The organism is Anaerohalosphaeraceae bacterium, from assembly GCA_037479115.1.
GTDB lineage: Bacteria > Planctomycetota > Phycisphaerae > Sedimentisphaerales > Anaerohalosphaeraceae > JAHDQI01.
Map to the genome: position 1 here is coordinate 23,044 of JBBFLK010000007.1, position 13,555 is coordinate 36,598.

General features: G+C 52.1%; 13 protein-coding genes. 6 read left to right on the forward strand and 7 right to left on the reverse strand.

The genetic code is table 11. The features are described from left to right. Nucleotides 1-10 precede the first annotated feature (10 nt). Complete coding sequence (locus tag WHS88_04835; protein ID MEJ5259499.1) at nucleotides 11-970, reverse strand: dihydroorotate dehydrogenase electron transfer subunit; 960 nt, start codon at nucleotides 968-970, stop codon at nucleotides 11-13. A gap of 359 nt (nucleotides 971-1,329) precedes the next feature. Between WHS88_04835 and WHS88_04840 the strand changes: the two genes are divergently transcribed. The 3 genes from WHS88_04840 (at nucleotide 1,330) to dacB (ending at nucleotide 3,705) form a co-directional block, all read left to right on the forward strand. Next, on the forward strand, nucleotides 1,330-1,782 hold the full coding sequence (locus WHS88_04840; protein ID MEJ5259500.1) for a response regulator: 453 nt from the start codon (nucleotides 1,330-1,332) through the stop codon (nucleotides 1,780-1,782). Then, nucleotides 1,779-2,243, forward strand: coding sequence for a response regulator (locus tag WHS88_04845; protein MEJ5259501.1), 465 nt, complete (start codon nucleotides 1,779-1,781; stop codon nucleotides 2,241-2,243). Before WHS88_04840 ends, WHS88_04845 begins: the two co-directional genes overlap by 4 nt. An 82-nt stretch (nucleotides 2,244-2,325) precedes the next feature. Next, nucleotides 2,326-3,705 carry a D-alanyl-D-alanine carboxypeptidase/D-alanyl-D-alanine-endopeptidase gene (gene dacB, locus WHS88_04850; GenBank protein ID MEJ5259502.1) on the forward strand — a complete coding sequence of 460 codons (1,380 nt, stop codon included), beginning with the start codon at nucleotides 2,326-2,328 and terminating at the stop codon, nucleotides 3,703-3,705. 7 nt (nucleotides 3,706-3,712) lie between these two features. Here the strand turns inward: dacB and WHS88_04855 are convergent, their stop codons facing one another. The 3 genes from WHS88_04855 to WHS88_04865 are packed head-to-tail and all read right to left on the reverse strand — an operon-like array spanning nucleotide 3,713 to nucleotide 6,795. Further along, on the reverse strand, nucleotides 3,713-4,717 hold the full coding sequence (locus WHS88_04855) for a CNNM domain-containing protein (GenBank protein MEJ5259503.1): 1,005 nt from the start codon (nucleotides 4,715-4,717) through the stop codon (nucleotides 3,713-3,715). Continuing rightward, nucleotides 4,714-6,000: a hemolysin family protein gene (locus tag WHS88_04860; protein ID MEJ5259504.1), complete on the reverse strand. Its 1,287-nt coding sequence runs from the start codon at nucleotides 5,998-6,000 to the stop codon at nucleotides 4,714-4,716. The genes WHS88_04855 and WHS88_04860 overlap by 4 nt, the downstream gene beginning before the upstream one ends. A gap of 24 nt (nucleotides 6,001-6,024) precedes the next feature. Further along, complete coding sequence (locus tag WHS88_04865) at nucleotides 6,025-6,795, reverse strand: HAMP domain-containing sensor histidine kinase (protein ID MEJ5259505.1); 771 nt, start codon at nucleotides 6,793-6,795, stop codon at nucleotides 6,025-6,027. A gap of 114 nt (nucleotides 6,796-6,909) precedes the next feature. On the opposite strand from WHS88_04865, the gene WHS88_04870 reads away from it, so the two are divergent. From WHS88_04870 to WHS88_04880, 3 genes are all read left to right on the forward strand, one after another. Continuing rightward, the gene (locus WHS88_04870) at nucleotides 6,910-7,176 is read left to right on the forward strand and encodes a hypothetical protein (GenBank protein ID MEJ5259506.1); all 267 of its coding nucleotides are present in this window, start codon (nucleotides 6,910-6,912) and stop codon (nucleotides 7,174-7,176) included. A gap of 41 nt (nucleotides 7,177-7,217) precedes the next feature. Further along, complete coding sequence (locus tag WHS88_04875; protein MEJ5259507.1) at nucleotides 7,218-7,688, forward strand: response regulator; 471 nt, start codon at nucleotides 7,218-7,220, stop codon at nucleotides 7,686-7,688. Nucleotides 7,689-7,991: 303 nt separating this feature from the next. Next, nucleotides 7,992-9,611, forward strand: coding sequence for a tetratricopeptide repeat protein (locus WHS88_04880; protein MEJ5259508.1), 1,620 nt, complete (start codon nucleotides 7,992-7,994; stop codon nucleotides 9,609-9,611). A 750-nt stretch (nucleotides 9,612-10,361) separates the two neighbouring features. Here the strand turns inward: WHS88_04880 and floA are convergent. From floA to WHS88_04895, 3 genes are read right to left on the reverse strand one after another with little or no spacing between them, the layout of a single operon-like run. Next, nucleotides 10,362-11,399, reverse strand: coding sequence for a flotillin-like protein FloA (gene floA / locus WHS88_04885; GenBank protein MEJ5259509.1), 1,038 nt, complete (start codon nucleotides 11,397-11,399; stop codon nucleotides 10,362-10,364). A gap of 54 nt (nucleotides 11,400-11,453) precedes the next feature. Then, nucleotides 11,454-11,960 carry an NfeD family protein gene (locus WHS88_04890; protein MEJ5259510.1) on the reverse strand — a complete coding sequence of 169 codons (507 nt, stop codon included), beginning with the start codon at nucleotides 11,958-11,960 and terminating at the stop codon, nucleotides 11,454-11,456. Beyond that, entirely contained in the window at nucleotides 11,957-13,516 is a 1,560-nt protein-coding gene (locus WHS88_04895) for an NfeD family protein (protein ID MEJ5259511.1), read from the reverse strand. Before WHS88_04895 ends, WHS88_04890 begins: the two co-directional genes overlap by 4 nt. Nucleotides 13,517-13,555: the final 39 nt, after the last annotated feature.

Sequence of the window (13,555 nt, forward strand, 5' to 3'; positions counted from 1 at the left end):
CAATTATCCGTCATTGTCCTTCCCCAAAAATCACAGTGCGGCTGTCAAAGACCGGACCATCCTTGCAGCAGAGCTGATAGATTGGACTTTCCGGCTTATCCGTTCGAATCCGAACGGCGCAGCTCTGGCAAAGTCCGATGCCGCAGGCCATCATCCGCTCCATGCTCACCTGACAAAGAATTCGAGTTCGGAAAGCGATTTCCGCACAAGCTGCCAGCATCGGCTCCGGCCCGCAGGCGTAAATGACGGTTTGTTCAGGGTTCGGTTTTTGCTTTTCAATCCATTCTTTCAGCAGTTCTGTGACAAATCCTTTGCGTCCGACAGAGCCGTCGTCAGTGGCCAGATGAACCGGGATGTTCAGCCGCTCAAATTCCTCCACCGTCGCGCCGGTTATGTTGCCGATTTTCAGTTCGAAAGGCATGTAGTCTATGGAACGGGCCCCCGCAAAAGCCGTTACGGCCGTATGGGGATAACTTTTTCTCAGGAAAGAGGCCAAATGGAGTATCGGAGGGGCTCCCATTCCGCCCGTTACAAGAAGGGCATTTTTCATTGTTTCTGGATACCAAAAGCCGTTTCCGAGAGGACCGATCAGAGAAATGCAATCGCCGGGTTTGAGGGAGGTCATGCGGACCGTAGCGGGTCCCAGGACACAGTAGATCACCTCGAGGCAAACATAAGTGCCTTGCTCAGAGTAACTTGTAAAGATGTCAGAGAAGCTGAAAGGCCTCCGAAGAAGGATGGTTCTTTCGGCACGGTCCCGAAGAGTTTCTTCGATGGCTTCCGCCGGCGGCAAAGACAGATGGGACAAATCAAACTGAGCAAATTGTCCAGGCAGAGCCTTTGAAAATAAACGGCTTCCTTCGGGGTCCAGTTTCAGCAGAAGCTTCCAAAAACGGGGTCGAATCGGCTCGTTGGCTGTCACCAACGCCTGTACGAGTGCTTTGGAGCCGGGCTTGTGTTCTGATTTCATAAGCGGCTATGATACAACGGCTTAAGATTTTGTCAAAAAAAAGCTTCCGGAATATTCATCCACAGATACTCCGGAAGCCCGCCACGGCAAAGAAAACCGCTATTTTCAAACGTTTCCGTTTCGTTTTCGAAACTGTGCTCACTATACCGGGGACCGGCCGGATTGTCAATCGCCTAAAAAAAATAAATCTTACCATGTAAAAGGATATGTCATATCTGATAACAGATATATTAATGCCTCTTGATACGGGGATTTTTTTCATTTTTTTGTATTCATAATTCCTTTTTGTTGTTATACTTACTTGGAGAAGAAAGGAGAGGATTTCGAATGGCTGACCAACAAAAAGGGGGTTTGGTGCCGTGAGAAAAAAGCCGATTATTTTGGTTGCAGAAGGGGATGACAATCACTTTGCCTGTTTCCGGAAAAACCTGCAGCGGATGCAGTTTGAGGTCCTCCGCTTTTCGGACGGGCCCGGTCTTCTGGCTGCCTTAGACCAGTATCAGAATGCCGAAACGGTGCTCAGCAGACCCTGTCTGCTGTTTTTGGACCTCCAGCTTCCGGAAGCAGACAGTTTGGAGGTTCTGGAGACCATCAAATCTTCTCCGCTGCTGAAAAAACTTCCTGTTGTCATTCTGCTCGGGGGCGAGGATGAACAGGTCGTGGAAGAGTGCTATCGCCGCGGATGTGCTTTTTGTCTGAGAAAACCGGTTCTTCCGGACCGCCTGGAAGAGGTTGTCCGGCATGTTTCAGACTTTTTGTCAGTGGTCGAGCTGCCGGAACTGGCGGTCCTCAACTTGACGGGGGTACAATGATGAACCAGTCGGGACCCATAATTCTTATTGCGGAAGATGATTTCGGGCATTTTGCACTGATTCAGAAAAACCTTCGCCGCAGCTGTGTTTTAAAGGAGATTATTCATTTCCGCAACGGCGAGGAGCTGCTGGGGTATCTGTTTCATCAGGGGCCAAACCGCCTGGAGAACGAACGGTATCTGATTCTGATGGACATTCGGCTGCCGGGAAAGAACGGCATTGAGGTTCTCCGAAGCATCAAGGAAGACCCCACGCTGTACGCGATTCCTGTTTTTATGCTGACCACGTCCTCCAATCCGGCGGATATTGAGCGGAGTTATGAACTGGGCTGTGCGGCCTATATGAACAAGCCGGGCAGCTACAGCGAATTCGTCAAGTCGGTGGATTCACTGGGGCGGATGATTTCCCTGTCGGAGTTTGACTGGCCGCCTCTGCGGTACTCCTCCTTTTTGTCTCATTAAAAACCGGACTTTGCCGCGGAAAGCGGGCTTGATTTTGCCGTTTTTTTCTGGTAAATACCCATTCCCTATGAAGAAAAAATGGATGACAATCTTTTCGCTGCTGCTGTCGGCTTTTCCGGTTTTCGGGGCCTCAAAAAAAGAAACTCCGTCCGTATCGGAGCTGATTCGAAGCATCAATCCGGCCAAAGAAAAGATTGCTGTCACGGCCGTGCGGGCCGATACAGGGCAGCTTCTTTTTTCGCACCAGAGCAAACAGCCCATGATTCCCGCTTCAAATATGAAACTGATTGTCTCGGCGGCGGCCCTTCATTATTTGGGACCGAACTATGCGTTTGAAACCCGCGTGGGACTGCTGGACGGAAATCTGGTTGTGATCGGGGGCGGAGACCCGCTGTTGGGAGAACCGGGACTGCACGGCCCGAAAGCGGATTCCATTTTTGAGCAGATTGCACAGGACCTGCTGGACCGCGAAATAAAGGTTCTGGATGATGTCATTCTGGATGATACGTTTTTTGACAGCAATCGGGTTCATCCGCAGTGGCCGGCGGACCAGCTGAATCGGTGGTATGCCTGCGAAGTGTCCGGTCTGAATTTTCATCGAAACTGCATCCGGATGAACGTCCGAAGGGGAAGCGGCGGGGCGATCATTGATATCGAGCCGTCAACTCAATATGTGAAAATCGTCAATCAGGTGAAACTGGTTTCCTCCGGTTCCAGTGCGGTCGGCGCCTATCGAAACAGAATCCCCAATGTTCTGACGGTTCGCGGCAATCTCAATCAAAGTGCCGGATTTGATGTGGCCATCGAGAATCCCGCCGGGTTCTTCGGGACGCTTTTGACCGAAAAACTGGCCCAAAAAGGGATTGAAGTTCGGGGAAAACTGATTCAGAAGTATGTAAAAAACGACCCGGGCATTCAGACAATCCGGGTTTTCCGCACACCTCTCTCAGAAGTATTGAATCGGTCGAACAAGGACAGTCTCGGACTGGCGGCGGAGGCACTGGTAAAAACCATCTCCGCGGAAAATACCCAGGGGCGAATCAACGGCGAATGGCCTCATGGGCTGCATCTGGTCGGCCGCTATCTGCTTTCGCTGGGCATTCCAGAAGACGAGTTTGTTCTCAAAGACGGCAGCGGCCTGAGCCGCGACAATCGGCTCAGTTCGAATGCAATCGTCCGCGTTCTGCGGGATATGTCTGCAAAACCCTACCGTCAGATGTTTGAAAATTCCCTCTCCCAGGGCGGAGTGGACGGCACAGCGGAACGATATTTTCGAGACCCGCCTTATAAAGGGAAAATTGCAGGCAAGACCGGCTATATCAGCGGAGTCCGCTCGTTCTCCGGCATCTGCCGCACGCCGCAGGGGGATTATCTGTTCAGCATTCTGACGGAGGGGGGCAGCAGTGAAATGCGCAACAAAATCAATGACATCACCCGGGCGATTTTTGACGGGCGCTGGTAGAGCCGAATCAGGGCAGTTCGCCGGTGAACTCCTCCGCCAAATCCCGGCAGGTAATCAGACCGAGATAGTCCTGACGGGACCCCGAAGAGGTTTCTGAAACCACCAGGGCCAGCGGCTGTTTGTGCCGGCACATCTGATGAAGTGCGGACAAAACGGAACACCCGGCCGGAAGGGTCAAAATCGGCTTCAGATAGGGTTCCAGCCCTGAACAGGTTTCCAAATCCGTCAGGACGTCATAGACCTCTATCCAGCCGCGAATGGTTTGAGGGGTCTGTTCATAGACGGGCAGTCGGGAAAACGGCGACTGAGCCAGACGGGCCCGGAGAGCTTCACCGCCGGTATGGACTTCGAGCATCTGGACCCGGCGCCACGGAGTCATCACGGAAGCAATCGGCAGCGAGGGGGTCCGAAGCAGCCGCTCCATCATCGCTTTTTGGATGTCGCTCAGAAGGCCCTCCTCCCGCGTCTCGTGGAAAATCTGCTGAATCTGTTCCCGCTGGGTCAAATCGACGGCCTGAGGGGTATCAATGGAGGTGTGAAAAATCCGATTGAGCCGTCCGGAGCCCCATTTCAGAACGGATGTTATGCCGCTTTTGGTAAATAACGTATAAACAAACCAAATGACCGGAGACAGGGCCAGCAGAAAAGTGTTGGCTCGATAATAAAAGAGATTTTTCGGAAGGATATCGACACAGATAAACAGCAGAGGTGTCATAACCGCTGTGGAATACAGTTCGGCCAGCGCCGGATGTTTTAATCGAGTATAAAAAAGATAAGTGGCCAGACTTGTAGCAAAATAATTGGCCAGATTGTTGGCCATCAGCAGGCTGAGCACCAGCCCATGACTGTCTCGAACAGCCTGAGAAAGAAGCAGATGAAGCGGTCTTTTCTGCTCAGCGCCGAGCCGAAGCCAAAAACGGCTGAGCCGATAGGTTCCGGTCTCAGAACCGGCCATGATTCCGCTCAGACCAATCAGTACCGCCAGGGCGGCCAAAGAAAGATAGAGGTTCATGACGGTTTCTCCTCTTCCTCCCCGCCGGAAGCAGAACGCAGCGTCAGGATCAGGGAGGCAATCCGGTTTCGAGAAACGGTCTCCACAGTAAATTCGAGGTTTTTCCACTGAATTTTGTCGCCGGGGCGAGGTGCCCGGCCGAGCAGGGCGGTTACAAGCCCGCCGACAGTGGCCAGATGGCGATACTCCGGCTCGATTTCATCCGGTGCAATCCACTCATATAGAGGCAAATCAGCCCCCAATCGATACGTTAACGGACCGAGCACCTGAATGGGAGATTCGCTTTCAGATGTCTCCGGAGAGGAGATGAGTTCTCGCAGCAGGTCCTGCAGACTGACAGAGCCGGCGATTCCGCCGTATTCGTCCACAACAATCGCGAATTCCTTCTTTTCTTTTCGAAAGGTTTCCAGAAGTGATTCGGCTTTTTTCTGTTCCGGCACAAAAAGGGGGGCGCGCAGCAAAGAAGAAAGAGGAGCATTTCTTTGCTGCAGGAGGTCCGGAAGATAAAGCACACCCAGAATGTTGTCAATCCGTTCCCGATACACGGGTAGGTACTTCTGACGATGCTTTGCGAACAGTTGTAAGATGACGGAAACAGATGTTGTTTCTTCACAGGCAGGCATATCGACCCGGGGTGTCATCAGATGACGCACCTTCAGGAAGCCGAAATGGACCACTTCCGTTAAAATCCGGTTTTCATCGGGAGAGAGCAGGCCCTGACGGGCGGAAGAGTGGAACAGAAGGTTCAGAGAAGAGGCATTGACGGAAGGGGATGTCGGATGACAGCGGTTTCCCAGAACGAGCCGGCAGAACGGACGGACTAACCCAAAATCCAGAGCGGACATCAGAGGGCCGAGCACCTGAAGTCCCAGCCAGCAGGGCAGGGAGGCCCATCGACAGAATTGCGGTGCATTGGAATAAGCCAGTGATTTGGGAAGCATTTCACCAAAAAGCACAAGAACCACAAAGAAAAAGGCGGCACATAAAGAGCCGGCCATCGGATTGACTTCTTTGGCGATTTTCAGGGAAAAAACGCTGGCCAGTGCATAGAACGAGACATTGACCAGCATGTTGCTGAACAGAATGGCGGTCAGAAACTGACTGGGCCGAAGCAGAAGCTGATGCACCAGCCGTTCCGTAGGAAGAGCAGATTTGGCAAAAAGGGTTAATTGACGGTGAGAAAGATGAAAAAAGGCCGTTTCGGAAGCGGAGCAGAAGGCCGAACCGCACAGCAGGACCGCCATTGCCAGAAGACGCCATCCGTATTGCCACCCTGCTTCCATTGTGGTGATGCAGAATCCAAAACCTTATGAACGCTCCGGCAGCCAGAGGGTAAAAACAGTTCCCTGACCGGGGGCGGACTGAACCTGAAGGGTTCCGCCGTGATTTTCAAGAACTTTTTTGCAGAAGGCCAGTCCGAGTCCGTGGCCCTTTCGCTGTCCCTGTTTTCCATCCTTGGTGGTGAAAAACGGTTCAAAGATGTGAGGCATCTGCTCCGGCGGAATGCCGCAGCCGGTATCGGAGATATGAATCTGAAGACCTTCCAGATGAGGATTAGCTCGAATCTCCAGACGACCGCCTTTGCCGAGCATGGCTTCCCGTGCATTCAGAATGAGATTCATCAGGACCTGTCGCATTCCAATCGGGTCCATCAGAGCGTACAAATCTTCGGGGATGTCTTTGACAACCCGAATGCCGTCCTTTCGAAAGTCACGGGCCATTGTGGAGAAAGCATCATCCAGAAGTTTCCGAATGGAGTATCGGACTTTGGACATTTCCTTTTGGCCGGCAAGAACAGGCACCTGCTGAAGGATTTCGGCGGCCTGGCTGCCGAGATGAACGGCTTTTTTGAGTGCCTTTTGGATTAATTCCGTGTCGGCGGAGTCCTGAAGAGCCATCTGGGCATAACTGGTCAGGGGGGTCAGCAGGTTGTTGATTTCATGAGCCACCATGGCCCAGGCCTTCCCGACCATAGACAATTGCTCCATCTGTTCCAGTCGGGCGGACAATTCCTGATTCTTCCGCTTAACCAGCTCAATCTTCCGATGCAGATTTTGCCGTTTCTCCAGGATGTTCAACAGATGTTTTCTCCTTCACCAATCGAAAACATAAAAGTCTTGTTCTTTGTCACAATAAAAGATACTCTATCTCTGTCAAATAATATCGGTTAAGCTGAGTTTTTTCTTGAGATTATGGATTATCAGGACATTGTAGAGGAATTGCTGTCGGTCCTGTCGAGCAGGAACGTCCTGATTCGCCAGGAAACCATGGGGGGCGGCGGGGGAGGGCTTTGCGAAATTCGCGGCCGAAAAATCTTTTTCCTGGATTCACAAGCATCCTCAATGGACTGTGCTGTTCAGGCCGCCAAAGCTGTTTTAAAGGTAGTCGAGGACCCGGAAACTATCTATCTTAAACCGGCTGTACGGGATTTTCTTGACAGGGTCAGCCAGATGGAGTGAAGTATCAGGTGAATAGTAGGTTTTGAAGGGACAAGACAAATATGACTCATAATGTCGACAATAGACTGCCTTTGGTTCTGGTTGTTGATGACAATCCTCAGAACCTCGAATTGATATTGGCCTGTCTGGAAGATGTGGAATGCCGGACCATTTCGGCCACGGACGGTTTTACTGCGCTGGAACTGGTTAAGACAGAACATCCGGATCTGGTGCTGCTGGACGTGATGATGCCGAAAATCAGCGGCTTCGAAGTCTGCCGGCGAATCAAGAGCAATCCGGAGACCGAAGAAATTCCGGTTATTATGGTGACAGCGCTGAATGAACTGGGGGATATTGAACGGGCAATTCAATCCGGAACGGATGATTTTCTCAGCAAGCCGATAAACAAATGGGAGCTGGTGGTTCGGGTCCGCACCATGCTGAAGATTAAGCATTTGAGCGACAGACTGGAACGGACGTTGGCTTATTTAAATGAAATCGAGAAAACATCCGGCACCGACAGGGGGGGCTAACGGTCATTTTGGGACATTGATTGTATCCGTTTTCCTCAGAGTTGAGCCACTGGGGAGGTTTACCTTTTGTTGATTTATAACTCTTTTTTTTACAAAAGAGTTAGGCATCCCTTTTCGGCTGTACAATTCCTTTTATCCCACCAGCCCCTACAGCCGCTAAAATTAGGCCGTTCGCAGAAAGGATTGCATCTTTTTTTATTTATCGGGTTTTGCCCCTCTTAATCGGCATTGCGGGCTTGTCGATAACATCAGCGGATGCCTGACAGATGAACATCAACGGAACTGCTGAGGATACGCTCTTTTATGAGTAAACTGCTTGAGATTTTCGGAAAGGCAATCACAGTCGATACGGCTGAATTGATATGGCATTGGTTAATGACGATTCGCACCCAGCATCAGCCGGCTCCGCCGCCCTGGCAGGCTGAACTGGACGGCGTTCTCGAACAGCTGGGACGCCGCGATTACCGTACAGCGGAAGAAGCGCTCAAACGGTATCTGTCGGAGGTTCCGGATTGCCTTTTCGGGCGGATTACGGCGGCGTCCGTGTGCCTGTATCGAAACGACCTCCCGGGGGCTTATGAGCAGCTTCAGAGCGTCTATCTGCGCCAGCCGAGCAATACGATGGCGCTGTATGCGATGGGCTACTGCCGGGAGCGGATGGGGCAGTTGAGCGAAGCGCTGGAGTTCTATCAGGACTGCATTAAGTTCAAAAGTCACCTTCAGCTGCCGCGGCTTCGGATGGCGGCGATTTATTTCCAGTCCGGCCGTCTGGATAAGACCATTCGGGAATATGAGATGCTGACAACCGAGCATCCGGAGGATATCAGTGCACACGTGCTTTTGGGGAACTTGTACCTGCTGGACGGCCGGGCTGAGCAGGCCGTTGACACGTTTAACATGGCGATTTTGTCGCATCCGGATAATTTCCGGCAGGACAGCCCTAACGAAGAAATCCAGCGGATGCTCGAGAACGGGCTGTTTGAAGAAGCCGTGGAGAATATCCTCGGATTGATGGAGCAGACCGGACCGCAGCCGGATTTGTATTTGCATCTGGCGGATATTTACAGCCGGAATGACAATCCCTCAGAGGCAATTGTGCATTATGAGCAGGCCCTTCGTCTTCAGCCCAATTATCTGGAGGCGGCGATCAAATTGGGGACTCAGTATCTGCGGAATCGTCAATATACGCCGGCCGCGGAACAATTTAATCAGGCGGCGGAAATCAATGATGAGATTGTGGATGCCTATATGGGGCTTTGTCGAGCCCAGTACGCCGCCGGACAGACGGACGAAGCCGAACAAACTCTGGCACTGGGGGCGGCCATCCAGCAAAACAGCGGACTTCTTTATTCCGAGACGGCGCTGCTGTATTTCCAGGCGGCCCTGGATGCCCATCGAATTCTTCATCAGGATATCGAAAAAACGACAATTCAGATGGAAGATGTTCTGGAGGCCCACAAAAGACAGATAGCCCGGCGCATCCATTGTGCGGATGTGTATTATAAATACGGCATTTTGCTTATGGGCGGTGCCCGGTATGAAGAGGCAATCGAACAGTTTCAGAAAGCCCTGAGCATCAACAGTACCCATTATCGCGCCCGGACAAAACTGGCAATGTGTCTGTTTGAAACAGGACGAACGGAGGAAGCGCTTCACGAAATAACCAGCGAACCCCCCCTCGAACAGAATCTTCTGCAGCTGCATTATCGAACGGCCGTACTGTTTTGTGATCAAAAACAATTCACTCGTGCCATGCGGCACCTGAAGGCGGTGTTCCAGCAGGAGGATGCCTCCGACCTGTACCAGAATATTGAATTGGTTCTGGAAAATCTGGGCCTGATTGACCGGACGTTAAGCACCTGGAAGCAGCTTTCGGAAATGTCGGAAAACATTTTGCCGCAGCCGGCGGGCTCTAAGGAGTAACTCTACGGCAGTCTGACCCCAAGATAGTTCCGTCTGAAAAATATAGATTTCCGCCTGAAAAAACGATTTGCTTTGGCCTCTCTGTCTGTGAATGCAACATAAGATACATTATAGGACGTTATAGGGGGGGGCAAAAAAAGAAAAAAGCCCGCGTTCAGCGGGCCTTTTGTTTGGAAACGGTTTGCCTGCGGCTATCTACGCAAACCAAGCGGTTTTTCTAAAATCTCCGAGGCGGCGATTAAACAGCGAATCTGATGCGGGTCTGAAAGCATTTTTCTGAGCAAATGGACATCCAGGCCGGACCGGACGGACTGTTTTTCATGCCGTAAGGATTGAATCTGCGCATCTTCTTTCTCCCCGGAGACGGGGTTGGATACAGCGGCCGGCTCCTGGACAACAGGTTTTTCTTTTTGTTTCGGAAACGGCTGATGCGCCTCAGCTCTTGACGCGTAAGGCATTTGCCTGACAGGTCTGCGCGGCGGTATGGCTGTTTTTTCCGCAACGTTTGCATAAGGAAGCGGATGTTTCGGTTGAGGACGGACCTTTGGATGCAAAGGTTCACCGGGCTTGGCCGGCGTCTGTCTTCCAGTATCTTCTTCGAGTTCCAGACCTTCTTTTTCGGCTTTTTTCTTCAGGGCGTTTCCGATGGCCGATATAAGAAGAAAGACACCGATTATGATAATTTCAATCAGGTTGTCCATAGGGGGCTTCTCCCCGACAAAAACAGAGTTAAAAAGGAATCAATTTATCTTATTCCTCTTTCCTTTCGGTTCCTCCGCGGGCGATTGAATCACGCATACTCGTATCCGCCTTAATGTTCTGCATCCGGTAGTAATCCATAATCCCCAGATTGCCCTGCCGGAAGGCCTCCGCGATGGCCTTGGGGATTTCCGCTTCGGCCAGGACGACTTTGGCCCGGTTTTCCTCGACGAGGGCTTTCATTTCCTGTTCGCGGGCCACCGCCATAGCACGGCGTTTTTCCGCCTCGGCTTTGGCACGCTTCAGGTCGGCTTCGGCCTGGGCGCCCTGCAGCTGAGCCCCGATGTTTTCGCCCACATCCACATCGGCAATATCAATGGAGAGAATCTCGAAGGCCGTGCCGGCATCCAGACCCTTGTCCAGAACGGATTTGGAGATTTTATCCGGATTTTCCAGAACTTGTTTGTGGGTAATCGCACTGCCGATGGTGGTTACAATGCCTTCGCCGACACGGGCGATGATGGTTTCTTCGGTGGCTCCGCCGATCAGTCGGTCGATATTGGCCCGGACAGTGACTCGGGCCTTGGCTTTCAGCTGGATGCCGTCCTGTGCTACGGCATCCACGGTTTCCTTGCCTTTCCGCGGGTCCGGACAGTCAATCACCTTGGGATTGACGCTGGTTTGAACGGCATCGAGAATATCGCGTCCAGCCAGGTCAATCGCTGTGGCCACCTTCCAGGTGAGGTTGATATTGGCCCGGTCGGCGGCAATCAGAGCCCGGACAACGTTGGGAACTCGCCCTCCCGCCAGATAGTGGCTTTCCAGCTGAGAGGTGCTGATGTCCAGCCCGGCCTTGCTGGCCATAATTCGGCTTCGGACAATCGTTCGAGCGTCCACCTTTCGGAAGGTCATTCCAATCAGCTCCAGCAGCGAGACGTGAGCCCCGGACAGCCAGGCCTGTATCCAGAGACTGCCGTATTTTAAGATGACCATCAAAAAGGCCAGAACAATAATGCCGACAATAACAAAAAGGGCAATTTTGAACTGAACCGGAATTTCCAGCAGAATAAGGTGCTGCAAACTGTTCATATCAAATCCTTTCAGAAAAACCCTTCCTTATAAAACCGATTGTTTAGTTGCCGTTTATTTTATTTCTTCCACAGGCCGTACGGTCAGCGTTGTTCCCTGAACCCGAATGACCCTGACTTTTCTATCCACATCAATAAAGCCCCTTTCGGAAACGCACTCCAGACGCCGTCCGTCAAAGTCGCAAATGCCGACAGGCCGCAGGGGAGTTCGAACAATTCCCTCTCTCGAGAGCATTTCCTGCAGGTCCCGGCAGTCCGGGACGGCATCCCCCCTGCCGACATCCGGTTTCCCGAGAATCATTTTTTGACCGATGGATGTCTTTGGGAAAAGTCGATAGACTATCATCCAGATTACAGGGATTAACGCAGCCGCCGTGCCTACCCCAATCCATCCGCTCAAAGGTCCATACTCAAAAAAGATGGCAATCCCAGCTCCCAGCGAGACCAGAGCCGAAACAGTCAAAATTCCGAAACTGGGAACGAAGATTTCAAGAACCAGCAGGATAGCGCAGGCAGCAAAAAGAAAAACGGCCAATACAAACCAGAGTATATCCGTTATCATTCTTTTTTCTCCTGCTCTTTGACGATGACCCGATTGCCGGAAATTCTTCGAATCACGACGGGTTTGTTCGGTTCTATGAATTCGGCCTCGGAGACTACATCGACGATTTTGTCGCCGAAACGGGCCTGGCCGGCCGGTCGGCACGTGCTGACGACAATTCCTGTATCACCTGGTCGAAGAGTCTGTTCCTGTTGTTCGGGCATACCTGTGGCGCTAATCGGCAGTGCGGTCTGGGGGACGGCGTCCCGGAGCACAAGTCCTTTGATAAAAAGGCCCTTGGGAAACACATATTTTGCCAGCAGATACGCAATCACAAGAAAGAGCAAAAACCCCAGAGAGACCCCCGTCAGATTGTCCAGAAAGTCTTTCCATTGCCCATCCCCCTGCGGCCAGGGGAATTCATCGGGGGCGTTTTTGATCAGCATTCCAAAGAGCCCCGCCAGAATAAGAAAAATGCCGGCCGCACCGGTCAGACCGAATCCGGGAATAATAAAGATTTCAATCAGCAGCAGCACAATTCCGAGTATCAGAAGGGCAATTTCAATCCAGTTGGCCATTCCGATAAGGTACTTGCTCCCAACCAAAATAATCAGACACGACAGGGCAAGCAGACTGGGCAGCCCGATTCCCGGCGTGTTCAGCTCAACGTAAATGCCTAAAAGGATGCCCAAAACAAGGATGCTGACGACAAGCGGAGAATTCAAAAACCGGACCAACTCCTCCGACCAGGTCGTTTCGAGTGTGAGAACAGGCCGTTCAAAGACGATTCCGTCTCGTTTTTCCAGAAAAGCCAGGGCCTCCTCCAGATCCGCGGCAACCGCCCGGGCGATACCGTATTCGAGGGCTTTGGCGGCCGTCAGGGTGAGCAGTTCTCCCTCTTTAACAACTAATTTTCGATTGTTCAGGTCATAGGTATTCGGGTCGTTCGGAAGGTATTCTTTTTCGAAATATTCATTCTGACCGGTTTTTTTGTTTCGGACTTGCCAGACTTCCAGCTCCCGACTGACCATAGCCTTTAAGAGGGCTTCGGGATATCCGTTGGCCTGGGCCGCTCGGCTGAATGCAGCGCGGACAAAGCTTTCGATTTTTTCGCGTTCCGCCCCTTCCAGCGGTGTGCCCATGGCGACCGGAGCGCTGCAGCCGATGGTGGTATTTTCCCGCATGATGATGTCTTTGCAGGAGGTGCTGATCATCGCTCCGGCGCTGATGGCCTCCGTACTCACATAGGCGACGGTGTGAATTTTTTTGCCGATGTCGAGTATCAGATACTTGCTGATGTCGTCAGCGCTTTCCACCAGGCCGCCGTAGGTGCTGATGTCCAGAATCAGATAATCCGCCCCCCGCCGAATCGCTTCATTGCTCCTCCGCACGATGGAGCGATAGAGTCCGTCATCAATCATTTCATGACAGGATATGACGACAGCTTTCCTGACGGGAGGCGCTCCGTCCTCGGCGGCAATCAGAATACAGGCCAGGAGAAAACCGAACAGCAGCCCTCCCCTGCCGAACCGATTTCGTTCCGCTCTTTGGAGATAAGCACCTGAAAAACCCTTCATGGTTCGACTCCTTGGCATCTGCACGCAGGACATTGTATC

Excerpts from the sequence above, each read along its gene's own strand:
- WHS88_04845 (MEJ5259501.1), top strand. The coding sequence starts at position 1,779 with ATGATGAACCAGTCGGGACCCATAATTCTTATTGCGGAAGATGATTTC.
- dacB (MEJ5259502.1), top strand. The coding sequence starts at position 2,326 with ATGACAATCTTTTCGCTGCTGCTGTCGGCTTTTCCGGTTTTCGGGGCC.
- WHS88_04855 (MEJ5259503.1), bottom strand. The coding sequence starts at position 4,717 with ATGAACCTCTATCTTTCTTTGGCCGCCCTGGCGGTACTGATTGGTCTG.
- floA (MEJ5259509.1), bottom strand. The coding sequence starts at position 11,399 with ATGAACAGTTTGCAGCACCTTATTCTGCTGGAAATTCCGGTTCAGTTC.
- WHS88_04870 (MEJ5259506.1), top strand. The coding sequence starts at position 6,910 with ATGGATTATCAGGACATTGTAGAGGAATTGCTGTCGGTCCTGTCGAGC.
- WHS88_04875 (MEJ5259507.1), top strand. The coding sequence starts at position 7,218 with ATGACTCATAATGTCGACAATAGACTGCCTTTGGTTCTGGTTGTTGAT.
- WHS88_04835 (MEJ5259499.1), bottom strand. The coding sequence starts at position 970 with ATGAAATCAGAACACAAGCCCGGCTCCAAAGCACTCGTACAGGCGTTG.
- WHS88_04890 (MEJ5259510.1), bottom strand. The coding sequence starts at position 11,960 with ATGATAACGGATATACTCTGGTTTGTATTGGCCGTTTTTCTTTTTGCT.
- WHS88_04860 (MEJ5259504.1), bottom strand. The coding sequence starts at position 6,000 with ATGGAAGCAGGGTGGCAATACGGATGGCGTCTTCTGGCAATGGCGGTC.
- WHS88_04880 (MEJ5259508.1), top strand. The coding sequence starts at position 7,992 with ATGAGTAAACTGCTTGAGATTTTCGGAAAGGCAATCACAGTCGATACG.
- WHS88_04895 (MEJ5259511.1), bottom strand. The coding sequence starts at position 13,516 with ATGAAGGGTTTTTCAGGTGCTTATCTCCAAAGAGCGGAACGAAATCGG.